We start from the raw sequence: 24,334 nt of genomic DNA, 5'->3' as shown, positions 1-24,334 counted from the left end.
CTAAAATTCGCTGATGCATTTGAAGTTAGATAACTGGGAAATGATCAACGGATTGGTTCTTCCATTTCCTGTTATTTCATATATTGCTTCGTATTCATTTTTAGTAAATGTTACTTCTATCTTATTTTCATTGATTCTCTTGTTCTTTGATTCATCAATCAATTTGAATAGTGCGAACAAACCAGCTTTGCTTTCCCCAACATCGCTACCATCACGTCGTTCAAAGGCAAACTGACTACTTGAACCAAAGTCTTGTGGCGGCCAAACGATATTTGTACTCGAAGGACGTCCAAATTGATAACTCATACTTTGGCCATGTATCGACATTTTGAATTTTGACAGCCGAGAGTCTAAGTAAATCGGTTTAAAGGCTAAGGTTAGTTGTGGATTATCACTGCCATCTGAAAACAAACTATCACGGATTTTATTGATTTTTTCAAAAAACGGTAAAACATCGTTATTAAAGCCATAGGTTCTCGCAACGTTTTCTTTCCATTGATAGGGATAAGAATTGCTTCTGATTAACGGCTGTATATGTTTAGTGAAGAACTGATAGATGCTACCCGACGAGCCGAATAATTGAGATAAATCCCTCAGGCTTGCGTCTGTTGTAGCGGATCGCTGAAATGGGTATTTAAACTTAATCAAATCATTACATTTATTAAATACACTTTGCTGCCACAGTTTAGCAATCTTCAACCTTTGGGTCTGATCGCGCATTGCCTTTATGTTGGTTGCCATTTCCTCGCCCCATCGGTTTAATGGTGCTGGCTGGCTATACGCGAAGGCTTGTAACGGCTTGAGGATGTTGTCGTTTACGCTAACTTCTTCATTTCTTAAGTCAAAGTTTAAGGAGACTGAGATATCGGAAATAATGGTTGTCATTTTTTGTAGTACGACAGTTTTTTGGTCTTGACTTAAGAGTTCATGCAGTTGGCTAAACTGAGACGTAATTAAATACTCCGGTGTATCAGTACTGCGTAGACTGTTTAACCTGTTAGCTTTATTCAACGCTCTATCTACGGTTGAAGATAAGTTTGCTAAGTTTGATTCAGAACTTATTTCTACAAGTTTAGTGGCCTGGGATACAGATTCAAGTAGCTGAAATAGTGGAGAGTTTAATCCGCCTGCAAGTTTCAATGCAGAATCTAATGCGGCCATATTTGTTGTTCGTTTTACAGAAACCGATTGTAGTAAGTCTTTCCAATTATTGACGTAGTCTCTGGCGTACGACTTCTCTAGTTGTGTTGTTAACGCCCCCTTATTGATCACATTACCTTCACCTAAAATCCATGTTTCTGATTCTAACTGGTTTAAATAATTTTTAATTTCACTGCCGAGAACCTGCGAGAATATCTCTGGCGTAAAAAAGCGCGGGATAGTTTGTATATCGTCTCTAGAGCTGGTGAGTAAAGTACGCCAGTCAGAACCAGCCAATTGGGCCATAGACAACATATCTTCCGACTTGTTTAGGTAGGCTATTTTAAATTGGTCATAATAAATATCTGATATTGATTGTGATTGTAAGATCCGTCTCGAATCATCCACTAAAGAGTTATCGACACTAGCAAGTGACATATCATTCTTAACTAGATTATTAACGTGAGCGCTAACCTGCACATATTCTGTATTGGTGAAAAAACCTTGATTGTTAAGGTTTCTATGTAGCCAATAAACTAGAAAAGTTCGGTCTCTTTTATCAGCATTTGCTAGCATTAAGTACGCTTTTAAGGCTTGATACTTTTCACTTACATTCTCACTACTGCGTAATTGGAGCTCAACTTGCCTTTTTACGTAAGGCATAAGTACAGACGACAGTAGTCTATTGTAACTAGCTGTTAGGGCGTTTTCCAAAGAGCTCGATTGGGCTAGACCTAAACCTGAAAACTCAGTCTCACTTTGTTCCACAAACGCCGCTATATTATCAGCAAAGTCGTTTAATGCGGGTATATAGGTTCGTAAGTCAGCACCACTAGACACCGAACTTTCATACTGTTTGCTCCAGTTGTCTACTGATAATTCACTTTGCTCAATATATCTTGCATTGTTCCCAAAGCTAATGAAAAAGCCGATAACAAGTAAAAGTGTGACGACACCTGCAGTGGCCATAGTAATACGTTTAATCAAACTTTTTCGTTTGTCATGACCCACTAATACACCAAATTGATCAGATTCTGGGAAGATAACCTGTTGCAGTAGTTCCTTGATAAAATAACTACGCTGATCGTTATTCCATAGCGCCTTGGCTTTACTTTTTAGACCAAACGCCGATGAAACTTTAGCAATAATACGATCAATAGGGGCACCATTTTGTGTTCCGCTAGTAAAGTAGATCCCCCTAACAATTCCGGTTGTCAATCTGTCATCAAGCTTAGCTAGGTTGCCTACTATATTATCTAGGGTTGGTTTTAAAGAAGAAAACTGGTCGCTAAAACTGTAAATAAGTGATTTACGGTTTGGATCCCGTTCTAATGAAATTCTCTGCCATTGGCGCCTGGTAACAGACTGAGTTAATTGTCTAAACTCTTCGGAAAACTTACCTAATATATCACCTTGAATACTGTCTTCCTTAGTAAAGGTAATACCAAATGCTTGCTCTCTTTCTTTATGTGAAAAAGTCTCATAAAATTGGCTAAAACCAGCAAGCATATCTGATTTGGTAATAATGATATAAACTGGAAATTTGGTCTTAAAAAAGTCATTTACTTCAGCGATGCGTTTTTTCATTTGTAAGATGTGTTGACTCATTTCGTATTCATTCATACTCATTAAGTCAGACATGCTAAAACTTACCAGCAAACCACTAATTGGTTTGCGGCGATACTTTTTAATTAAACCTAGAAAATTATTCCATCCAGTTTGATCGGCCTTTTGATGACTATCTTGGGAGCTATAGCGGCCGGCAGTATCCAATAATACTGCGTCTTGTGTTATCCACCAGTCACAGTTCTTTGTTCCTCCAACACCTTGTACTGCTTGATTTCCAAGCTCATTAAATAGTGGGAATTGCAAACCAGAATTAGATAACAAGGTAGTTTTACCACTGCCGGGCGACCCTATTATCATGTACCAAGGAATATCAGTAAGGGTGTTCTGACCGCCTTTTTTGTTTTTTAGTAACTTGAAGGCTTCATCAAACTTATTTTTTAGTTCTGCGGACTCAGAGTTAATAACGTCATTTAGTCCATCCTCTTCTGTAATGTCTTTAACTAAATTTTGTTGTTTTTTCATTTGTCGGTGATATTTAACAAATTGCACCAGCAGATAAATAAACAAGACTACGAGGATTACGATAATTCGCGTGCTTAACGCTGCTAACGGGTAGAATTCTGCGAAGGCAAAGTAGGGCCCTGCAAACAAAATAAACAACGAAAAAAGCAGGAAAAAGACGACAGGAATAAACCATCTGCTAGAAGTTATTGCTTTAATTTTTTCCATTATATGAGTTCATCCTTCAAAATAAGGGTCAATTCTACGCGGCGGTTAATGCTTCTATTATAATCACTATCTTCGCTCACTAATGGTTGTGTATCAGCCACACCTCTGGTCATGGTATTAAACAACTGTTGGTTACTAGTTGTTAACCATCTGGCGATTGCTTCTGCTCTTTTACGAGAAATTACCCAATTGGAATCTGGCTTACCTGTAGAGTCAGTATGCCCAACAACTAATATTCGATCGGCATAATTTTTAATTGCATTGACCAACACGTTGACGTCGGGTAATGAATTCTCATTAATGGCGCTGCTTCCCGATCTAAATAAACTAGGGCTAATGAAACGTATGAAAATCTGCCCGTCTCTTACATCAACCGACACTATTTTGTTGTCGATATAGACGGCTAACATTTGCTTTAATGAGTTAGCAATTTTATTTATGTCTATACGAGGCGCTTCAATGTTGGTGGGTTGAGAAATGGGTTGCTCCCAACCAATAGATTCTATTTTTTGATATAGAGGTTCTACTTTCGCTTTTAAGCTTGATAAAAACGCTATATAGACAGCAATTAAAATAAAACCAAGAATTAGAAAAAACACCGGAAGCGGAAACCCTTTAACGAAACCTGTTTTTAGATCACCAACTCCTTGCCAACTAGGAGACAAATCACGACTGATAGGACGAATTTGTTCTATTGGTGAATACAATCTTTGACTTATTTCCAGTAATTCGGATTCACCTTGTTTTGAAAGGCGGTATTTTCCACAAAATCCAGATGACAAACACACGTAACATAATTCAATCAAATCAATGTTACGCTGTGGTTGTTCCAGCAGTTTATTAACTATTAGAAAAAACTTTTCGCCACCTGACGTTTCATTGTGATACTTGCTTAGTAAGGTTTGATTACTCCAAGCACTTTCTGATCCCCAAGGAGTCGACAGTACCAGCTCATCAAGCAAGCAACATATGAGGTAACGCGATGTTAGCGCCACTTCTTTACTTAAATTAAATTGGTTAAGTTGTTGATCAAACTTGGTAATTAAAGCTTCGATGTCTCTGCGTAACTGTTCAATACTATTGCTAGGCTCTAACGAGCGAATGTGACTCGCCAAAATTATTAAATCGCTTGCAGAAGATAGAATGATATTCTCACCGTCAAACTGTGCAGAGGCATTTAAATTGACTTGTGCTGTTGAACTTGGGCTACTGGGCTGATTCAACTCTGGCGGTGAAGGTCGGAACGTTTGTGTGTTTGCCGATTTCCGTCGTCCTCCTGGATTCGGAATAATCATAGTCCTATCTTCGTCTTGCATTGTTATTTGCTCCTGATGGCCCAAAGTTCAATTTTTAAATTTGGAAATTTGGTGCCTACATGTAATGCGATGCCGCCAGATTCTGCCAATGCAGTCCAATATTCGCCATTCTGAATCAATTCATAATATATAAAATTACGTTGATAAGGAATTTCTCGCGGCGCTACTGCTAAGTTATTGAGTTGAATTCCTGGTAATTGCACATTCACCAACTCTTTAATTTGTTCAATAGCACCAATTTTGATTTGCGCTTGAAAGTACTTTCGAAGCTCATCGGTTGAAAGATCTGAGGTCACCGCAAGAATAAAGGATGCCGAAGAAAACAACGTTTTGTCGGCGATTACCCCAACACTGATACCGTACTGTTTTTCTTGTAGCGGTATGTTGATAGAATTTTGCTCAAGGACAACACTAAATACTTGTCTCAACTCCTCAATTAATGTGTCAAACACCTGTGTTAGGTTGGTGTGTTGATAGACTGGTAACTCAGGAGTCATTTTATCTGCTTTGATAAAGGTGCTCATATCTCCAATAAGACTAATAAATTTTTCGTATAATTCGTATGCAGATAAGCTTTCTGTTTGTTCTAAGTGGATTAAAATAGGAGAGTGCCGATTAAGAGTCTGCAGCATTAAAAAGTCGGTTACTTCTGTCGTTGTGGCTTTTCCTGCTACCGATACACGTGATGCTAAGGCGCTTATGCGATGTTTAACCAATTTCACCAGTTCACTTAAAAAACTAGCGATATAAGTGTTGTTCTTAATATTGAGACTAGGTTCAACAAAGTTTGCTTTTAAACTAACGTTATTGCTTGTACTTACATCTTCTATGAAGGCAATTGGAATACAACTGAATTCATTGTTGTCATCTTTGTCAGTTCGCAAACAAAAACTCAGTCCCGATACTTCAACTATTTGCTGAGTTGAGGATATACCCGATATATCTCGCACTTCATGTTCGGCTATTGAATACCGACTTTGAATTGCACTGTCACGAGATGTTTCAGTATTTCCGTTACGTCTGATAGGAACTGCTAAATAGATAGTTGTATTCAAAAAGTCTTGGTTGATATCTAATGCCAAGGGCAAATTATCGATGCTTGGGAAGTTAAAGTAGCTCCCATCAGGCAAAATACCTTCCGCTGTATTGACACAGAACTTACCGTTCTTTAGGTGCGACTTATCAATTTCAATCGAAGATATGCCCCAATAATGAGGCCGGCATAAAGAACTGATATATCTTAACTGAGATTCATGATATCTGGATTGTTGCTGAAAATGATGGGGTTGAAGCATCATCCCTTCTGACCAAATTACCCTCTTTTCCCATGCCATATAAACCGATCCTTTATTTATTGTTTAAATTAATATCTAAATTTCAACTACCCGAACAGATAGCTTTTCAATCTTAAACTCGATGCCAGAGTTTCTCCAAAAACTGCCTTCTGGTACCTCTTTTATAGTTCGCCATGTCACCATATCGGTACTACGATAACCAACCACTACACCTATATATTTAGCATTCTCTGAAATTTTAAGTTCAACTTCTTTCTTGCTTCCGGGATCAATTAAGTATTCGTTTAAGGTAATGTATTCTGTTCCGAGAGCATTATGATTACTTTCAAAAAGTTCATCATAGCTGGCATTTTCAAAATTAATTCTATTAGTTAATTGATAAATCCGCACAATCACAGACGATGGGCGACCCGCAATGTCGGGGTTGATGTCTTTTGATGCAGTAATGAAATAATTAAAATCCACAGTGTTTTCAGTGGTATTTGTACAGGCGAAAAGTTGTAAACATAAAAATATGATGCCGATTTTTCGTATGTGCCTTAACATGCTTCTTCCTCTTTATTTGTCAGTCTTATAACGATTAATGTGAGATTGGTATGAATCTGAGAAATAAGTCCCGAGTACCTCATTAATATTCTCTTTTACACTCTTTGCAAGCAAAGGATGTTTTTCTTTGTAAATTTTCCAACATTGAGAATTAGAATTTAATCCTTTAAACATTTGGGATTTATTGTTTACTTGAGATTCAATGTCTTCGGGGGAAAGTTGTGCTAGCACCCCGTCTAAGGTGCCTTGCAGTCCCGACATAAATGCCATTTGGTGCAATTGAATATCTTGCATAGCCTCATCATACGAGGCCCCTACAGACATATACCCCTTTTTTTTCTTCAGTAGCAACATTTCCAAGGTATCAACCGGATCAATTGAAAATTTTATCGGGTTATTCGATTTGGGTTGTATCAGTGTTGCAGACATTCTGGATTCTTGCTTAAAAGCGGTTCTACTGGCTAACAGCGACATTAAACCTTGAGTCGTGGATAACAATATAGTCGCAATGTCTTCGGCAAAAGTGTCGTGATCAATCGATGCCTTAAATTCTTTCGATAGCCCTAACTTTTGATATAAAGAGTCAAAAAAGTCATCGTTTGTAGTTTTTGATACTTCTTTTGAATCTGCACCTGCATTCGACTGAACTTGTTCAGTAGCAGGTGGCTTAGCTTCTAGAGGAGCGGATTCTATCGCTGGCGTAGTTTCAAATATAGGAGTGTTAATTTGTGGCGAAAATTCGGAGGCATTTTGCTGTACATTAGATTGCACCAGCTTGTTTACTTCGGGACTTTCTGCAACGGTGACAGGCTCTACAGCAACTTTATTTTCAACAGGAGGCTCAAAGTCAGAAACAGGAGACATAGTGTCAAACATTTCCCAATCATCGGGTATCAGTGCTTCGTCCGATTTTATGCTTGGGTTATTGGTGTTGTTTCCTGACGGAGCATCAAAAGGAGAAGGTGATGGGCTTGTTTTAAAAGGATTAGATTGTTCATCAAAATTCGAAAAATCACTTTCAGTAGTCGATTTGACTGGTGCAGATAAAATATCTCCTAACCCTAAATCGTTCTCCGGTTGCGGTGTATCAAAGAGGTTTTGGCTTTCTGCTGCGCCGGAATTGACCGCACTGTCCGGGATTTGGAAAGGTGATTGTTGGAAGGGTGTTGGTTCTTGTGGTGGAGGTGCAGCGGCATTTGTGTCCATAACTAAGCCCAACAAATCTCCTTCACTTTGTTGAGTCTGAAATGGATTCGCGCTGACATTTGTATTGGGGATCTCAAGACTGATATCTTCGACCTTAACCACATGTTTCCCAATCACTAATGTGTCCATAGCCTGAAGCATGTGTTCATTGCCGTGCCCTAAAGGAGTACCGGCTCCGTTGACAACTACACCATTGCTACTGACATCCGTTAAGACAAATTGTTGATTTCTATAGGAAACCACCAAATGTTTCTTAGAAACGAATCTATCGCTATCTATTAGGGTCCAATCGCAATCCTCAGACCGACCAATAGAACCACCTAGTTCCGTGAAGTCATGGTTATCGTTTTGACCTATTTCACTGCCCGATACAATTTTAAGTTTCAAATACGGCATAGCTAAAAACTAATCCCTCTTGTCAATTTATAATGAAACATAACGTCAAATCCACCTTGAATATCGCAGTTATCTTCCGATGATAACAATAAAATTTCAATTAGGTAATAAGCACGTTGGGCAAGAAATAAACTAATTTTCACTTAAAACCAAATTTCCTATAAATAGTTGTATCTATTACGAATTTAGGTAAAGACTCGGGTCAAACTAAGGTGTTTTATTATTTGTTGGTATTTTTTTTAACGCGTTAAACAATAACTCAAAGCCAACCTCAAGGCACCATTACTTTGGTACACCCGGGGTTCGTAATTGAAATGACGCCAGCGAAAGTACACATACACTTACTGGTATTATTTAAGGCTGGAAAATTAGCAATCATTACGGTGGACGACCCAGGAGTCCAAGGACTTGGTGTTACTGGTGTGCACGGCATAGGTGTTAATACACCCAAAGCTGCGGCTGTAGCCGCTGCAACTGCGGGATTAGCAGGTGACTTACACATTCCGAAAGGCATAATATTAACAAAGGGTTTATTATCCATAATATTAGCTGCTGGTTTGCCTTCAGCCATGGTTCTATTTTGAGGTAACACCATTAATGAACTAGGAGCTAGTCCCATAGTACACATTAAACTGGCACCCATATTGACTTCAATAGCCATGTTTACCCTCCCTTTTTATCGTTACTTAAATATTTGTTTAAATATTCGCAATAAAATTATGCCTAACAATCTTAATTAATCTTAACCACACTACCTTTGATGGTCGCCACGCCACCTGATTCGAAGTTACCCATGGCTCCGGCTTTGACTTTGGTATTTGCACCCGATTCCGTATCGAGATTTTTACCCGCATCAAGTTTAATGTCGCCTGACGTTTCTATGGCTATTCCTGAAGAACTGATAGCGATAGTTGACTTACCTACTTTCAACGTAATGTTGTCAGATGCTTCGATACAAATATTGGTACCTTTAATGTAGCTATCATCTGTTACTTCCATAGAGTGATTGGATTTAAAAACCTCAGCTACGTCCCCTGTTACAGTAAGTGAAAGAGACTTTGTGACTTGTTTGGCTTCTTTTCCAATCACCTCCAAATGTCTATCTTTACCAATTTTTTCAACATGGTCAGCTTTGACTTCTTCACTGCGATTGTTTTCAACTAATTCAACTTGATCGTTTTTAACAATCAAATGACGATCATTTCCAATCGTCTCAAAACAGTCATTTTTTATATTAATATCTTGGTTTTTTTCGCCATGAACAAATATTTGTTCTTCGCCTTTTTTGTCTTCTAGGCGAATTTCGTTAAAACCGCCGCCTCCTTTGCTCGAACGCGACTTTACTCCTGACATGGTGGCATTTGCAGGTAATTCATAGGGAGGCATAGTGCTGCCGTTGTAGACACTGCCAATAACAATTGGGTTGTCCGGATCACCGTGAATAAAATCAACTAATACTTCTTGTCCAATTCGTGGAATTTGGATAGCCCCCCAATTTTTACCCGCCCAAGTTTGAGAAACTCTTATCCAGCAGGAGCTTTTTTCATCGGCCTTAGCATATCGATCCCAATGGAATAGCACTTTTATTCTTCCGTATTTGTCTGTCCATATTTCTTCGCCACTCTTTCCAACCACTATTGCAGTTTGTGGGCCGGAAATTCTAGGTTTTATGGCTAAGCATTGTGGTCTATAAGCAACTTTCGCCGGAATGGCTTTAAAATTAGAAGTAAAGGTTTCTTCGTCTTCTCCTGAAGTTTCAGTAAAATACTCTTCGGATTTGAGGACACAATGAAACTTCACTATTATGTAGTTGTCATTCTGGTCGTCTCTGTGATGATCTATTAACTTAAATTGACTGCCAGCGTATAAATTTCTAGCGTTACCTTCACAATATTTCTGTTCATAGTGAACGTTTTCTTTTTCCATTAATATTTTGGTGTAATTGTTTCCTTTTGATTGCTCGGTATATTTTCCTGGGTAATTAAACTTTTGTAGTGAAGATAATGAGCCAGTTTTGGGATCAGCAGTAACAGAACTAAGATTTTTTGACGGGGTAGTAAAATCAAAATCGCCTAAACTAATTCCACCAGTTCGAATTTTCCGATAATTCTCCCATTTTACAATCCCCTCAACATCAATAATTCCGGCACTTTCCTCTTTTTCATAAAAAGGAATGTCTCCAACATCGGGTTGCACTGAACTATCATCGGCCAACACCATTGAGTGTTTACCGTTGGTGTGTGTGAAATAGTAGTAAATGCCTTCCTGTTCCATTATTCTCGAAACAAAATTGAAATCGCTTTCGTTATACTGAACAACGTATTCTTGTGGGGAATAAGAACCCGTAAGTTGATTTTCAAAGTCTGAAAAACCTAGGTCTTCGAAAACAGATTTAATGATATCTGGATAAGTTTTTTCTTGGAATATTCGACAATTTTCACTCAAGGTTAAAAGCCAAAACCAAGGTTTTAAAACCGCTCCAAAACATGCTGTTCTATCGATATTCTCCTTTTGGAAAAACTCCGTAACAATCCCATTAAAAAAACGACTCTCGTCTTCTGTTTCTAATCGAATGGTTACATTCTGGCCAAGAATATCGTCTAGAGATATTTCTTCGTCATCACTTACAAGTTCAACTTCTATGTTAAAAGGTCTGCCAAGCTCTTCAACGATCTCTGCTTTTCGAAGCAATAATTTACCGTCACCCAGAGGTGTTGAAATAGCTAATAAACTACTTGATCCTGACATTTTCAATTCCTTTAAGTAGTCACAAATTTTGTAGATTTCAGGAGCTTCAAATCTGCGCTACATATTGATAATAGTTATCTCTAATTTTGATGTATTACATTTTATATCGCGTTTTAACACTGACTATTCATGAACGGGTTTTTGAATGCACAAATATAATACATAGCATAGTCAAACTATAACGCGTCTACTTGATAAAATTTATACAATCCTACACTGCTTTGCAAAATATGTAACTGGCAGCTCAATTTATTGACTTTGATTATTTAAGTTAGATTAATTATTAGGATTTTTTTATTTGTTCTCGAATAATATGATTCTTAGAAGCAAAAAATTTCTCTTTGCATTAATCTAAATTTGTATTAGATTTGACCGAGAAATAATCAAAACAGTCTAAGGAAAGTGCTAGATGGATTACGATCAAGAGATCATCTCCGATATTTCGGGTGATACGGTATGCGGTGTGAATCTTGAAGATGACTCCGGATTTCAGAATTTCTTTTTCGAATCTCAAGGAACAGCAGAACGTTTTGATGGCAATTCTACTATCCCTGCCGAACCTCCAGAGTGGCGAGCAGTAAAAAAACAAGCGCTTGAGTTTATGAAGAAAACTCGTGACTTGAATCTTATTAGTGTTTTGGCTCAATCGGCTTTAAATACTGAAGGAATATTCAAATTTGAACAATGTTTAAATGGTTTGTCGCAGTTAGTAAAAAACAAATGGCAAGATGTTTATCCAGAATTAGATGAAGATGATGGCGACCCACTAGAACGAATTTCAGCGATGGGGCACCTTTCAGATAGAAACTTCGTTATCAATACCCTTAGAACTTTACCGCTTGTACATTCCAAAATCTTAGGGAATGTCACTTTGCAGCTAATTGACAATGCGATTAGCCCGTCCGAGAGCAAAAAAGACGATAGTACTGAAATAGAATTATCCCAAATTATCGGGATCTTTAAAGAATCCAATGTCGAAGAAACGACGGCTTTGTTTCAATCGGTTAATCAATGCGTTGTACATTTAAATGATATTAATCAAACATTCATTGAGCATGCAGGCAATGAGTATAGCGTTGACTTCGATGCTCTAATCTCTGAATTAAATCAGGTTTCCAGTGCGTTAAAGAAGTACGGCAATCTCGAAGTTGAAGTAGTGACAACAACGGACGAAGGCGTTGAGTCTTCCGAAGGTCAGCAGACCGAAGGTGTTACTACTACTTCTGCTGGAAGCGTAAATTTTAATAGTGCGAATATGAAATTAACTTCACGACAAGACGTAGAGCGTTGTTTTGATTTAATTCTTAGCTACTACAATGAATACGAACCCTCGAGCCCAGTACCGATTTTAATCGGTCGCGCAAATAAACTGGTGAATTTAGATTTTCTGGATATAGTTAAAGATATTTTCCCTGATGCATTAACGCAGGTTCAGTCACTTGGCGGGATTTCAGATTCAGAATAAGATTCGAATGATAATTTCAAATAGATAAAGCCCAGATAAAAACATATAAAAATTAATTAATAATATTAAGGAGAATTAACGTGTCTAGTGGTCAAAAGTTTATCGGTCGCAATAGAGCGCCGAGAGTTCAAATAGATTATGACGTAGAGCTTTACGGTGCAGAGAAAAAAGTTCAAATTCCTTTTGTTATGGGTGTAATGGCAGATTTAAGTGGCAACCCAGCAGAGCCACTAGCACCAATTTCAGAACGCAAAATTTTAGAAATCGATGTAGACAATTTTGATGATCGTCTAAAAGCAACAAAGCCAAGAGTTCAGTTATCTGTACCTAACACTTTAACTGGAGAAGGTAACCTAGCGGTTGAGTTGAACTTCGAAAGCATGGATGATTTTACCCCAGCATCAATTGCAAAAAATACTGACGGCCTGAAGCAATTGTTAGAAGCCAGAAATCAACTTTCTAATCTAGTGACATACATGGATGGTAAAGAAGGTGCTGAGCAATTGATTGCCAAGGCTCTTACAGATCCAACCTTATTAGCAACACTAAGTGCAGCACCAAAACAAGAAGAGAGTGGGGAGGAATAACAAGTGGCTGAACAAGAAACAACACAAGCAGAACAAACCGCGTGGGAAGATCTAGACCAAGATAGCTTTGCATCTTTGTTACAAAAAGAATTTAAGCCAAAATCCGATCATGCTAAATCGGAAGTGGAAAAGGCTGTAAACACTCTTGCTGGTTATGCACTGCAAGATGCAAATATGATTTCTGAAGACACGGTTCATTCAATCGAAGCCATAATTGCCGAAATTGATAAAAAATTATCTGAACAAGTTAATTTAATTTTGCATCATGAAGATTATCAACAATTAGAAGGTTCATGGCGTGGGTTACACTATTTAGTTAATAACACCGAAACAGATGAAACCCTTAAAGTACGTGTTTTCAATATTTCTAAGAAAGAACTCGGTAAAAACCTCAAAAAGTTTGCAGGTACAGCTTGGGATCAAAGTCCTATTTTCAAGAAGTTCTATGAAGAAGAATACGGACAATTCGGTGGTGAACCTTTTGGTGCCATAGTAGGTGATTACTACTTCGATAATAGTCCAGCTGATGTCAATTTACTTTCCAATATGTCTAAAATATGCGCGGCATCTCATTCTCCTTTCATCACAGCTGCGGCTCCGGGTTTGTTGCAGTTAGATAATTGGGATCAATTGAGTAATCCCCGTGATTTAACCAAAGTATTTTCGACACCTGATTTTGCATCATTTAGATCTTTGCGGGAAACAGAAGACGCCAAGTATGTTTCATTGACTATGCCTAGGGTATTGTCGCGACTACCCTATGGCGACAAAACAGATCCTGTAGAAGAGTTCGATTTTGAAGAGGATGTCAGTGGTCCAGATTCATCTAAGTATGCATGGACAAATGCAGCTTATTCAATGGCGGTTAATATTAATCGTTCATTTAAAGAATACGGTTGGTGCTCGCGTATTCGTGGAATCGAATCTGGTGGTGATGTTCAAGGTTTACCTGTGCATACCTTCCCAAGTGATGACGGTGGCGTGGACATGAAATGTCCCACTGAAGTGGCGATTAGCGATCGCCGCGAAGCGGAACTTTCAGCCTGTGGTTTAATGCCATTGATACATCGCAAAAATAGTGACATGGCGGCCTTTATTGGCGCCCAATCGTTACAAAAACCGGCTGAATATGATGATCCTGACGCTACTGCAAATGCAGCATTAGCAGCTCGTCTACCATACTTATTCGCATCGTGTCGATTCGCCCATTATTTAAAATGTATTGTGAGAGATAAGGTGGGTTCATTTAAAGGGCGTGATGAAATGAACAAGTGGTTGCAGGGATGGGTTAATAAGTATGTTGATGGTGACCCACAAAATTCGTCTGAAGCAACAAAAGCACGTAAACCGTTAGCGGGCGCAGAAGTAGTCGTTGATGAGGTAGAAGGAAATCCTGGGTATTATAGTGCTAAATTTTTCCTTAGACCCCATTATCAGTTAGAAGGACTGACAGCATCATTACGCTTGGTGTCTAAGTTACCTTCGGAAAAACAGTAAATTTAAAATACTTAATAGTAAAATCAAAGGAGAGTTATTATGGCTGTTGATCAGTTTTTAAAGTTAGATGGTATAGATGGCGAAGCCCAAGATAAGGTTAAGGCGAAAGAGATAGACGTTTTAGCTTGGAGCTGGGGTATGTCACAAAATGGTACGACCCACATGGGTTCTGGTAGTGGTGCTGGAAAAGTAAACATTCAAGATCTTTCTATTACTAAATATGTTGATCTGGCATCCACAGTATTAATGCAAAAGTGTACGTTAGGAGAGCACATCAAAGAAGGTACATTAACCGTTCGTAAGGCCGGCGGTGAGCAAATGGAGTATATCGTAATTACAATGAAAGATATTATTGTTACTTCTGTGTCCACTGGTGGTTCGGGTGGAGAAGATAGACTGACAGAAAATGTTTCATTGAATTTTGGCGAGTATAAAATTGTTTATACTGAACAAACGCCACAAGGTGGAAAAGGTAAAGAGCCTGAATTCGCTTACAACATCGCTGAGAATGCAGTGGTGTAATAGTATTACAGTAATAGTTGGCCGCTCTTTAAGAGTGGCCAAATTTTCTAAAAAACAATAAGAAGATTAACAATGAACGCAGAAAGCCTATTAAAATCTGGCGACTTGGCTTCGTGTAAAATCCAGCTATTCAACGAAATAAAGAAAGACCCAAGTAATTTACAGTTGCGCATATTTTTGTTTCAACTGTCTTGCATTAGTCGCGACTGGAAACGGGCAGTGACGCAGTTAGATGTTCTTAAAGATTTATCAGATTCTACATTGGCAATGGTTAGTACCTACAAACAGCTAATTGAATGTGAATTTAGGCGTGAAAAAGTACTTACTGGTGATATTCAGCCCATTTGTTTTGGGGAACCTTCAAACTGGTTAGCTAGTTATATAGAGGCTTACAAACAATACTGCGATAACAATATCGAACAAGCACAAACTTTGCTTCAGAGTGCCGCTGAGCTTGCTCCAGCGATTTCAGGAACGATTGATGATGAGCCGTTTGAATGGATAAGTGATGGAGATTTAAGGTTTGGTCCTGCAATAGAAGTGATGCTCAATGGCGGATATTATTGGTTACCTCTAGAGTATATTTCTGAAATCAAATTTGAAGCGGTCGAGGACCTTCGAGATTTAGTATGGCGTCCAGCCAATTTAACCTTGAAAAATAAAGGACAACTCGTCGTTTTTATGCCTGTGCGTTACCCTATAACCGAGCAAACGACTGATGCGCAATTGTTAGCCAGAACATGCGATTGGCAAGAGCCCTTAGAAAATTTTTATGTAGGTCATGGACAACGGGTTTTTATTACCGACAAAGCCGAATATCCGATACTCAATATCACATCAATTAAACTTCAGCACGACTAATGCCAGAGCTATCCCAAAAAGAGCGATTACAGCTTTCTTTGCTTGATCGCCTATCGGATGATGAACCTGATAAAACCAGTGAAGCTCGAGAAAAGCGGGTTATTTCGGTGTCTCGGTTAAAAGAATTGGTGCAAAGAGATTTAGCTTGGCTGTTAAATAGTGTCGCCGCTTCGGCAAATATGGATTTCACTGATTATCCGGAAGTCGAAAAGTCCACTTTAAATTACGGAATTATCGATTTGTCGGGTTATGCCAGTATGATATTTAATCCTAAACATATCGAAAGAGAATTAATTAAAAGTATCAAAAACTATGAACCGCGCATTATTCCTAAAACCTTAAAAATTAAAGTGTCGGTAGCGAAAAAAGAAATGAATAGTAATACCTTGTCTTTCGAAATTTCTGGTGATCTTTGGGCGCAACCTTTGCCGTTGCAGCTATTTTTAAAAACTGACGTTGATATAGAAAACGGAAGCGTAACGCTCAACAACTGGAATTAATAGAAGATGGAAGCCAAGTTCTTAGAGTTTTACAATCAAGAATTAAAGTTCATAAGAGAAACTGGTGCCGAATTTGCGAAAGAATATCCCAAAATAGCAGGGCGCTTGGGTTTAGAAGGTTTTGATTGTTCTGACCCTTACGTTGAACGTTTACTTGAAGGTTTTGCATTTCTCTCTGCTCGCATTCATCTAAAACTCGACGCTTCTTTTCCAAAATTTACCCAGCATTTAACCGAGCAGCTTTTCCCAACTTTTTTGCAGCCTTCACCATCAATGATAATTGCGCAGTTTAGTCCTGATTTTGAGGAGGGAAGCTTAGCTCAAGGTGTGACTATTCCCAGACAAACTGCTTTGCATAGTTTATTGGGTAAAGGAGAACAAACCTCGTGCGAATACCGAACATCAAGCGAAGTTACTTTATGGCCAATAAAACTAACTAAAGCGGAGTATATAAACGCTCAGGATTTGACCTCTTACATTTCTAAGACATCACTCAACTATACGCCTAAAAGCGGCGTAATGATTACTTTAGAAGCCGCGCCTGGTGTGAAGTTTTCTGATATGTCGTTAGATTCTTTGATGTTACATATACGTGGAACAGAGTCATTTCCACTTTACTTATTTGAAGCTATTTTTAAAGGCTTCCAGGGTTGTTTGTATAAAAGCAGTGGCAATGTATGGAGGACTCAACAAACACCTACAAAAGTGACCCCTCATGGTTATGAAAAAGAAGATGCGTTATTACCTTATTGTAATCGTCAATTTGATGGATTTCGGTTACTAAAGGAATACTTTGCTTTTGCAAATCGATACTTATTTTTGTCTTTGGATAATCTTCAAGCAACGATCAAAGAATGTAATGAAGAAAAGCTGCAATTAATACTATTACTTGACCACAATGAACCGCGACTAGAAAACTTGGTGTCAGTGGAGAATTTTTCACTACATTGTACGCCTGCTATCAACCTATTCCCTAAGCGCGCTGAAAGAATTAATGTTTCTCGCATAACTAACGACTTTCACGTTGTGCCAGATAAACTACGGCCATTAGATTTTGAAGTCTGCTCTATTACTAATGTTAAGGGTTTTACCTCAGGCATTGAGCCAACCACCGAGTTTTTACCGCTCTATGGTGCCGATGAAAGTCAGGATAAAAAGCACAACGCTTTTTATACAATAAATAGAAACACTCGAAACCTTAATGTTAATCAAAGAAAGTTCGGACACAGATCGAGTTATATAGGCACAGAAGTGTACGTTTCCTTGGTTGATCCTAAGAATGCTCCGGTAGCGGATAATTTACGGCAATTATCGGTAGATACTTTATGTTGTAACCGCGATTTACCATTGATGATGCCTTTGGGCAAAAGTAAAACAGATTTTACCATAGAAACAGGTGCCCCTTGTGAGTCGGTTCGCTGTGTGGGAGAGCCTACTCGTCCCAGTTCACCTTTAAGTGAAGGAAGTGTTTCTTGGGATCTTATTCATCAATTATCTATTAACTTCCTGGGCATTAATGACCACGACTCAACTTCAGCACTTACTAAACTCAAAACCTTGCTTGGTTTAATGATGAACAAAAAAGACCATGCTCAGCTTAAACAAATTGATGGCCTTATAGGGCTTAAAACACGTCAAATTACTAGCCGTTTACCTTTCGCTGGCCCTATTTGTTTCGGGCGCGGCGTTGCCGTAGAGATCACGGTTGATGAATTGGCGTATGAGGGGAACAGTACCTTTATGTTAGGTATGGTTTTAGATCAGTTTTTTGCTCATTACGTTAGTATTAATTCATTTACTCAACTAATCCTTAATTCATCAGATCGCGGGGAAATCTATCGATGGCCAATTCGAATCGGCTTGCGAAGCTCTATTTAGATGAGTTAACAAAAGATCCTGACGAACTTTATCAACAAGGATTCGCGCCCTTATTAAGATACTTGGACGCCAACGCGCCGCTCAGTGCTCGAATTGGCTATTCGGTATCACCCAAGCAAGATTGTGTTCGATTTGGACAGTCGGCTTTATTACACTTCCATTCATCAGCTTTTACAACGGTAAGATTTGAGCCTAAAACCGGCGATTACAAGCTTAAAAATAGTTACTGGGGAATGCTTGGAATAAATGGTCCACTACCGAGCCATTTGACTGAATATGCAATTGAAAGAAATTATCGCCTTAAAGATAAAACATTCACTGAATTTTTAGATGTCTTTAACCACAGATTCATCTCTTTGTTCTACCGAGCTTGGGCCGATTCAGAACCTACAGTCAGTCACGATAGACCTGATAACGATACCTTTAAAAAAAGGCTCAATGCTTTCTCAGGTGAAGCAAATGTTTACCGAGACACTTTCGGTCAAAACGGAAACGTGCATCAATATTTGTCAGGCCTATTTAGTCATAAAAATCGCAGTAGCAAAGTATTGAGTCAATTGTTGTCAGAACATTTGCACCTAGAGGTGTCAATTTCAGAGTTTCAGGGGCAGTGGTACCAGTTAGAGGAAGGTGAACAAACTCAATTAGGTAAAAATAACTCTGCACTAGGTGTAAACAGTATAAGTGGGAATCGTACCTTTCAACGAAGCTTCAATTTTGCCATCAACATTGGACCTGTAGATTATTCTGATTACATAAGCTTACTGGATAATAAACAACGATTTGAAAGTATTGTTGAACTGACACAAAAGGCTGTTGGACAAGAGTATGAATTTACAATAAACATAATATTAAAGCCTCAGCAATCTCGACCTAGTCGTTTGGGCTTAGCAAAACTCGGAATCAATTCATGGTGTCAAGATAAGTCTAGCCACTTAGCGCAGCAAGACCCCATTTTAGTCTATAACAAAGCATGTTAATAACTACGGAATAAGGGAGTAAACACTATGGCTGAAATTAGTCGCGTCAATCTTTTTGGAAAACTAAACCCTATTGGTTATAAAGCGGTAGAGAGTGCTACGGTTTTTTGTAAACTCAGGGGAAATCCTTATGTTGAACTAGTACATTGGTTTCAGCAAATCTTGCAACTCCAAGACTCTGATTTACACAAAATCATCCAACACTTTAATCTTGACCCATCTGTTTTAGCCAAAGACATGACCAATACTCTCGATGCCTTACCTAGAGGAGCAAGTTCCATCTCCGACCTGTCTAGCCAAATCGAAGATTCAATCGAGCGTGCTTGGGTTTACGGAAGTTTGGTTTACGGTGACACCAAAGTCAGAATGGGCTACGTTGTCCTGGGTATGTTAAAAACGCGAGAACTAAAAAACAGTTTGCTCAACATGTCTGGCGAGTTTGCGAAAATTAAAACTGAGCAGCTAGGCGACGAACTCGTAGATATATTATCAGGTTCCAGTGAAGACAATACAAACGCCACAGACGGTTCGGGTGTGGGCGGTGGAGAACCTGGTACCTCAAGCGATGCAATGGCTCCTGCTGCTATGGGCAAACAAGAAGCCTTAAATCAATTTACCACTGATTTAACTGAGCAAGCTGCAAAAGGTGAGCTAGATCCCATTATTGGTCGTGATGAAGAAATAAGACAGCTCATCGATATATTGATGCGTCGTAGACAAAATAATCCGATTCTAACAGGCGAAGCTGGTGTCGGGAAAACGGCAGTAGTAGAAGGTTTTGCTCACCGCATCAACAAAGGGGATGTGCCGCCAGCCTTACAAGGGGTAAAACTGCTCTGCTTAGACATAGGTTTATTGCAAGCCGGTGCGAGCATGAAAGGGGAGTTCGAAAACCGCCTCAAGCAAGTTATCGAAGAAGTGAAGTCTTCCACTACACCTATCATCATGTTTATTGACGAAACCCATACTTTGGTTGGAGCCGGCGGTGCAGCTGGAACCGGAGACGCCGCCAACCTATTAAAACCAGCTTTGGCTCGAGGCGAGCTGCGTACTATAGGCGCTACAACATGGGCTGAATATAAAAAACACATTGAAAAAGATCCCGCATTAACCCGTCGTTTCCAAGTGGTTAAAGTGGATGAGCCAAGTGAAGAAAAAGCTATATTAATGATGCGAAATATAGCGGGAATGTTAGAAAAACATCATAAAGTAGAGATGTTAGATGCGGCAATTGAGTCGGCTGTGAAGCTTTCTCACCGTTATATACCTGCCCGTCAGTTGCCTGATAAAGCCGTTAGTCTATTAGATACCGCAGCCGCCCGTGTGGCAGTGAGCCAATTTGCTACACCAGCAGAGTTAGAAGACTGTAAACAGCGTATAGAGAATCTCACAGTCGAACAAAATCTATTGGAAAAAGAAGCGGCTATTGGTGTGGTTAATCAAAAACGTATGGACATGATAGTAGAATGTTTAGTTGCTGAGCGAGAGAAGGAACAGGCATTAACTGAAAAGTGGCAATCTGAAAAAACAGTGGTAGATGGTGTACTACAAGCTAGAAAAACTCTGCGTGACTTGATTACAGAACAAAAATTATCAGAGCAACAAGTAGCAGAAGAAGCGCTCAATGATGATGGCACTGCCGTTGAACTAGTAGACAACTCAGATGCAATAAAAGAAGCAAAAGCTGCGTTAGAACAGCAACACCAGCAACTTGTTGAGTTACAAGGTGAAACTCCGCTAATTCTGCCAGCTTGTGACGAGCAAGCAGTGGCTTCGGTAGTCGCCGATTGGACCGGGGTGCCAGTCGGTAAAATGGTCAACGACGAAGTGAAAACTGTACTTAATTTAGCCAATGTCATGAAACAACGGGTAATAGGTCAAGATCACGGTATGGAAATGATTGCTAAACGTATCCAAACGTCTAGGGCAGGGTTAGATAATCCTAACAAACCCATAGGTGTGTTTATGTTATGTGGTCCGTCAGGTACAGGTAAAACAGAAACTGCATTGGCTTTAGCGGAAGCCTTGTATGGTGGTGAACAGAACGTCATCACCATAAATATGAGTGAGTTCCAAGAAGCCCACACAGTATCCACCCTTAAAGGGGCACCTCCAGGTTACGTGGGTTATGGTGAAGGCGGTATTTTAACTGAAGCGGTGCGCCGCAAGCCTTATTCAGTGGTTTTGTTAGATGAAGTAGAAAAAGCCCATTCGGATGTGCATGAAATTTTCTTCCAAGTATTCGATAAAGGTGTAATGGAAGACGGAGAAGGTCGAATGATCGACTTTAAGAATACCCTTATTTTGCTTACTTCTAATGTAGGTAGTGAGCTAATTATGAACATGTGTAAAGACCCTGATCTTATGCCAGAACCAGATGGCATCGCAAAAGCATTACGTGAGCCTCAACTTCAAGTATTCCCGGCAGCATTGCTTGGTCGCATAGTGACTATTCCTTATTATCCATTGTCTGATGAGATGATTAAATCCATCACTAAATTGCAATTGGATCGAATTAAAGATCGTGTTGAAAGTGGTCAAGGTATCGACTTTGTTTACGACGATTCGGTAGTCGACTTAGTCGTCAGCCGTTGTACTGAATTAGAAAGTGGTGGACGTATGATCGACTCCATACTGACCAATACTTTATTGCCTGAAGTCAGTCATAAGTTCTTGACGCATATGCTAGAAGGCCAACCCATTAGTAAGGTTGAAGTGAGTGCTAAAGACGATGAATTTGTCTATGAGTTAAGTCATTAGTTGCTAAAAATCTACAAGTAACCCTCGAGCATTTGGTTGTTTGAGGGTTACGCTTTAATCTAGATTACTCAGGTAGTACACACACATTTAAATTAAAGTAAATATGCCCTGTTAATATGATTCTGCCAAATTGTCTCATTTTACATGAAGTCACGTTTGTAAAAGTTGTTATGGCGAAACTTAATTGGTTCTTAATACCAAAAGGAGAATACCGTGTCTTTCAACTCAAAAACTTGTCTGGACCAGTTCTATACTGCTATGGCAAAACCCCCCTTCGATTTTCAGTTCCATTGCCAAAATAAATTTTTTCCCGAATTGAAAAAATCGTTTTTAAAGGGCGGACCTTATAAATCTACCCGCAAAAAAGTCATTCAAGAGGCGATAGACGCTATGCAGGTCTATGGCAAGCTCAGCCCTAAAGCAGCAGCTGGAATGCGTTATACTTTTGAAACAACCTATCGAAGTTTCTTTACGAGTCACCTGCCAGCCAATACCCCAAGTGCAGCTGTGCAAGCCACAAAGATGGAATTAATTGATGCGAAATACTATGTGCTCACAGAGAAATTTTTGCTACTTGATTACTGGCAGGCAGTAGCCGCAGGCACTACCGAACCCAACTACCCAGATGACGGTGGTCATTGGGCTATGCATGAACTTATGCAATTTGATCCCGTTAAAGTTCGTCCAATACTCGAAATATTACTTGCTGATGCCGCAGTTGTGCTTAAAAAACAGCATTTTACAACTGAGATGAGCCTGTGGAAAGGTGCAGATTACCAAGTCAAAAAGTCCTATACAAAAACAGGAATGGCTAAAACATTATGTTTCGATGCTAGTGCGCGAGCAGGAATGGAAATGAAGGGCCAATTGGACATGCAATATTCAGGGTTAAAGGTGCATGCCGATGCAGAACTGTTTGCAGGTGCCCGAGGCAGAGTGCAAGGCAATGTCAATGTCTCACAAAGTGGCTTCAGCGCTAAAGGGAAAGTGGAAGCCGAATTGAGTATACATTTCAAGACCAATGTGAGCTGTGACGTATTCGATGTGCTGGAAGCTGGGATAGAAATCGACGCGTTAGCAGGGGCGCTCGCTAGCGCCGAAGCTGAATTCACAATTGACTACAATGGGGTCAAAGTTAAAGTAGGTGCCGAGGCTTTCGCTGGAGTCAAAGTAACCGCAGCAGCCCACGGTACCCTAAAGCTGGGAGGCCGTGAAATAACAAAAGCTAAAGTAACTGCTACGGCTATGGCAGGCATAGGTGGTAGCGCTGGGGCACACTTTGAATGCAGCCTTTTCGGCAATGTTAGTTTCGGCGCTAAGGCAGGCGCTGTCATGGGAGTGGGAGCTTCAGTCGACACCGCCATAAGTATTGATTTTCACAATATTCATTGGGGTGCTGCCAACCTTTTTTGGACCTATGTCAACGAACATGGATTCAAGAACAAGGGAAAAATATGGTTCTTGCCGGTAAAAGAAAATGTGGAAATGTGCCTTTTGGCGCGACAAGCACTATTCAAAATGATGGGCGACTTATACGCAGAAAATGAATCAGAGCTCGTTCTTCTCGAGCGCTGGAAAATGATTGAACGAAACGTACCTAGAAAATTAAACAACCCGCATTTATCTATTGTTTAAGCATTTTCTATTGAATTTACGTTGCTTATAAGTTGCAATGAATGCCGCCCGAATAGGAAACAAAGGTTTAATTTGACGCGGCATAAACACCATGGCTTTTGGTAAATGCTGCTGCGTTTAGTTTTATCTGAATTACGACTACTAGCAACTACCAAATAGATCACTAGTTATTTTCAAGGATAAACAAAATGCTTCGTAACCCAGTCACTATTGCGCCTTTAGCTGATGAAGACATAACGGCAGTGCAAGGGTTGTCCGTTAAACCATTCCAAAACGTTTTTGCCGATCTGAGTTTCGATATTTCGGCCGGACCAGAGGCTGGTTTTAGTGTGCATGTAATTAAGAAAAAGGGCTCTGTTGTTGGCATGTTTCGTGTCGATACTCGGTTTCATTTTAATCTTGCTTTTGCTTCAGCCGACACGCCTGGGATTCGCTCTTTTATTATTGACCAAGATAAACAGGAGCAGGGGCTGGGGACTGAAACTTGCCGCATGATGTCTTTTTACCTACGTGGTGTTGTTCCTATGGCGCGAGGTGCCTACATGTTAGTTAACGTTAATAACACAGGGGCCTATAAGTCATGTTGTCGAGGCGGCTGGTCTGATACTGGAGAGAAATATATCCTAGGTCACACAGGGCCACAGCATATCTTGTGGTTGCCATTGAGATAGTAAAGTGAGTGCTCAATTGCAGCCAATAGTTAA

The 24,334-nt window shown here is 39.5% G+C and carries 18 protein-coding genes; 11 read left to right on the top strand and 7 right to left on the bottom strand.

The features are described from left to right. From tssM to KO534_RS16660, 7 genes are all read right to left on the bottom strand, one after another. Positions 1-3,438 carry a type VI secretion system membrane subunit TssM gene (tssM, locus tag KO534_RS16690; protein WP_215931080.1) on the bottom strand — a complete coding sequence of 1,146 codons (3,438 nt, stop codon included), beginning with the start codon at positions 3,436-3,438 and terminating at the stop codon, positions 1-3. Further along, positions 3,438-4,754, bottom strand: a complete 1,317-nt coding sequence (gene icmH / locus KO534_RS16685) for a type IVB secretion system protein IcmH/DotU (protein ID WP_215931078.1) — start codon at positions 4,752-4,754, stop codon at positions 3,438-3,440. The genes tssM and icmH overlap by 1 nt, the downstream gene beginning before the upstream one ends. Before the next feature lie 2 nt (positions 4,755-4,756). Then, a complete protein-coding gene (gene tssK / locus KO534_RS16680) occupies positions 4,757-6,088 on the bottom strand; it encodes a type VI secretion system baseplate subunit TssK (protein WP_215931075.1) in 1,332 nt (443 codons plus the stop codon). A gap of 36 nt (positions 6,089-6,124) precedes the next feature. Beyond that, complete coding sequence (gene tssJ / locus KO534_RS16675) at positions 6,125-6,595, bottom strand: type VI secretion system lipoprotein TssJ (protein WP_215931073.1); 471 nt, start codon at positions 6,593-6,595, stop codon at positions 6,125-6,127. Between the two features lie 12 nt (positions 6,596-6,607). Continuing rightward, positions 6,608-8,197, bottom strand: coding sequence for a type VI secretion system-associated FHA domain protein TagH (gene tagH, locus KO534_RS16670; RefSeq protein WP_215931071.1), 1,590 nt, complete (start codon positions 8,195-8,197; stop codon positions 6,608-6,610). 271 nt (positions 8,198-8,468) lie between these two features. After that, the gene (locus KO534_RS16665) at positions 8,469-8,858 is read right to left on the bottom strand and encodes a DUF4280 domain-containing protein (RefSeq protein ID WP_215931069.1); all 390 of its coding nucleotides are present in this window, start codon (positions 8,856-8,858) and stop codon (positions 8,469-8,471) included. Between the two features lie 71 nt (positions 8,859-8,929). Then, positions 8,930-10,945, bottom strand: coding sequence for a type VI secretion system Vgr family protein (locus tag KO534_RS16660; RefSeq protein WP_215931067.1), 2,016 nt, complete (start codon positions 10,943-10,945; stop codon positions 8,930-8,932). Between the two features lie 409 nt (positions 10,946-11,354). Between KO534_RS16660 and tssA the strand changes: the two genes are divergently transcribed. From tssA to KO534_RS16605, 11 genes are all read left to right on the top strand, one after another. Continuing rightward, positions 11,355-12,410 carry a type VI secretion system protein TssA gene (tssA, locus tag KO534_RS16655; protein ID WP_215931065.1) on the top strand — a complete coding sequence of 352 codons (1,056 nt, stop codon included), beginning with the start codon at positions 11,355-11,357 and terminating at the stop codon, positions 12,408-12,410. 80 nt (positions 12,411-12,490) lie between these two features. Then, complete coding sequence (gene tssB / locus KO534_RS16650; protein WP_215931063.1) at positions 12,491-12,997, top strand: type VI secretion system contractile sheath small subunit; 507 nt, start codon at positions 12,491-12,493, stop codon at positions 12,995-12,997. Positions 12,998-13,000: 3 nt separating this feature from the next. Next, positions 13,001-14,494: a type VI secretion system contractile sheath large subunit gene (gene tssC, locus KO534_RS16645; protein ID WP_215931061.1), complete on the top strand. Its 1,494-nt coding sequence runs from the start codon at positions 13,001-13,003 to the stop codon at positions 14,492-14,494. 39 nt (positions 14,495-14,533) lie between these two features. Next, entirely contained in the window at positions 14,534-15,016 is a 483-nt protein-coding gene (locus KO534_RS16640) for an Hcp family type VI secretion system effector (protein ID WP_215931059.1), read from the top strand. A gap of 72 nt (positions 15,017-15,088) precedes the next feature. Beyond that, on the top strand, positions 15,089-15,877 hold the full coding sequence (locus tag KO534_RS16635) for a type VI secretion system accessory protein TagJ (RefSeq protein WP_215931057.1): 789 nt from the start codon (positions 15,089-15,091) through the stop codon (positions 15,875-15,877). Further along, on the top strand, positions 15,877-16,377 hold the full coding sequence (gene tssE / locus KO534_RS16630; RefSeq protein WP_215931056.1) for a type VI secretion system baseplate subunit TssE: 501 nt from the start codon (positions 15,877-15,879) through the stop codon (positions 16,375-16,377). The genes KO534_RS16635 and tssE overlap by 1 nt, the downstream gene beginning before the upstream one ends. A gap of 6 nt (positions 16,378-16,383) precedes the next feature. Next, positions 16,384-18,255 (top strand): type VI secretion system baseplate subunit TssF, encoded by a 1,872-nt coding sequence (gene tssF, locus KO534_RS16625; protein ID WP_215931055.1) that lies wholly within the window; start codon positions 16,384-16,386, stop codon positions 18,253-18,255. After that, the gene (tssG, locus tag KO534_RS16620; RefSeq protein WP_215931054.1) at positions 18,219-19,235 is read left to right on the top strand and encodes a type VI secretion system baseplate subunit TssG; all 1,017 of its coding nucleotides are present in this window, start codon (positions 18,219-18,221) and stop codon (positions 19,233-19,235) included. The genes tssF and tssG overlap by 37 nt, the downstream gene beginning before the upstream one ends. Before the next feature lie 27 nt (positions 19,236-19,262). Then, positions 19,263-21,995, top strand: a complete 2,733-nt coding sequence (tssH, locus tag KO534_RS16615; RefSeq protein ID WP_215931052.1) for a type VI secretion system ATPase TssH — start codon at positions 19,263-19,265, stop codon at positions 21,993-21,995. Positions 21,996-22,208: 213 nt separating this feature from the next. After that, entirely contained in the window at positions 22,209-23,630 is a 1,422-nt protein-coding gene (locus KO534_RS16610) for a hypothetical protein (RefSeq protein WP_215931050.1), read from the top strand. Positions 23,631-23,818: 188 nt separating this feature from the next. Continuing rightward, positions 23,819-24,301 carry a hypothetical protein gene (locus KO534_RS16605; protein WP_215931048.1) on the top strand — a complete coding sequence of 161 codons (483 nt, stop codon included), beginning with the start codon at positions 23,819-23,821 and terminating at the stop codon, positions 24,299-24,301. Positions 24,302-24,334: the final 33 nt, after the last annotated feature.

Source organism: Paraglaciecola arctica (genome assembly GCF_018861065.1).
In the GTDB taxonomy this organism is placed as follows: Bacteria; Pseudomonadota; Gammaproteobacteria; order Enterobacterales; family Alteromonadaceae; genus Paraglaciecola; species Paraglaciecola arctica_B.
Note: the sequence above shows the minus strand (reverse complement) of the source record. Positions and strands in the feature narration are given on the sequence as shown.

What these genes read in the sequence shown, in the direction of transcription:
- tssH (WP_215931052.1), top strand. Translation starts at nt 19,263, where the DNA reads ATGGCTGAAATTAGTCGCGTCAATCTTTTTGGAAAACTAAACCCTATT.
- KO534_RS16635 (WP_215931057.1), top strand. Translation starts at nt 15,089, where the DNA reads ATGAACGCAGAAAGCCTATTAAAATCTGGCGACTTGGCTTCGTGTAAA.
- tssA (WP_215931065.1), top strand. Translation starts at nt 11,355, where the DNA reads ATGGATTACGATCAAGAGATCATCTCCGATATTTCGGGTGATACGGTA.
- tagH (WP_215931071.1), bottom strand. Translation starts at nt 8,197, where the DNA reads ATGCCGTATTTGAAACTTAAAATTGTATCGGGCAGTGAAATAGGTCAA.
- KO534_RS16605 (WP_215931048.1), top strand. Translation starts at nt 23,819, where the DNA reads ATGCTTCGTAACCCAGTCACTATTGCGCCTTTAGCTGATGAAGACATA.
- tssF (WP_215931055.1), top strand. Translation starts at nt 16,384, where the DNA reads ATGGAAGCCAAGTTCTTAGAGTTTTACAATCAAGAATTAAAGTTCATA.
- KO534_RS16660 (WP_215931067.1), bottom strand. Translation starts at nt 10,945, where the DNA reads ATGTCAGGATCAAGTAGTTTATTAGCTATTTCAACACCTCTGGGTGAC.
- KO534_RS16640 (WP_215931059.1), top strand. Translation starts at nt 14,534, where the DNA reads ATGGCTGTTGATCAGTTTTTAAAGTTAGATGGTATAGATGGCGAAGCC.
- tssE (WP_215931056.1), top strand. Translation starts at nt 15,877, where the DNA reads ATGCCAGAGCTATCCCAAAAAGAGCGATTACAGCTTTCTTTGCTTGAT.
- KO534_RS16665 (WP_215931069.1), bottom strand. Translation starts at nt 8,858, where the DNA reads ATGGCTATTGAAGTCAATATGGGTGCCAGTTTAATGTGTACTATGGGA.
- icmH (WP_215931078.1), bottom strand. Translation starts at nt 4,754, where the DNA reads ATGCAAGACGAAGATAGGACTATGATTATTCCGAATCCAGGAGGACGA.
- tssJ (WP_215931073.1), bottom strand. Translation starts at nt 6,595, where the DNA reads ATGTTAAGGCACATACGAAAAATCGGCATCATATTTTTATGTTTACAA.
- tssM (WP_215931080.1), bottom strand. Translation starts at nt 3,438, where the DNA reads ATGGAAAAAATTAAAGCAATAACTTCTAGCAGATGGTTTATTCCTGTC.
- tssG (WP_215931054.1), top strand. Translation starts at nt 18,219, where the DNA reads ATGGCCAATTCGAATCGGCTTGCGAAGCTCTATTTAGATGAGTTAACA.
- tssK (WP_215931075.1), bottom strand. Translation starts at nt 6,088, where the DNA reads ATGGCATGGGAAAAGAGGGTAATTTGGTCAGAAGGGATGATGCTTCAA.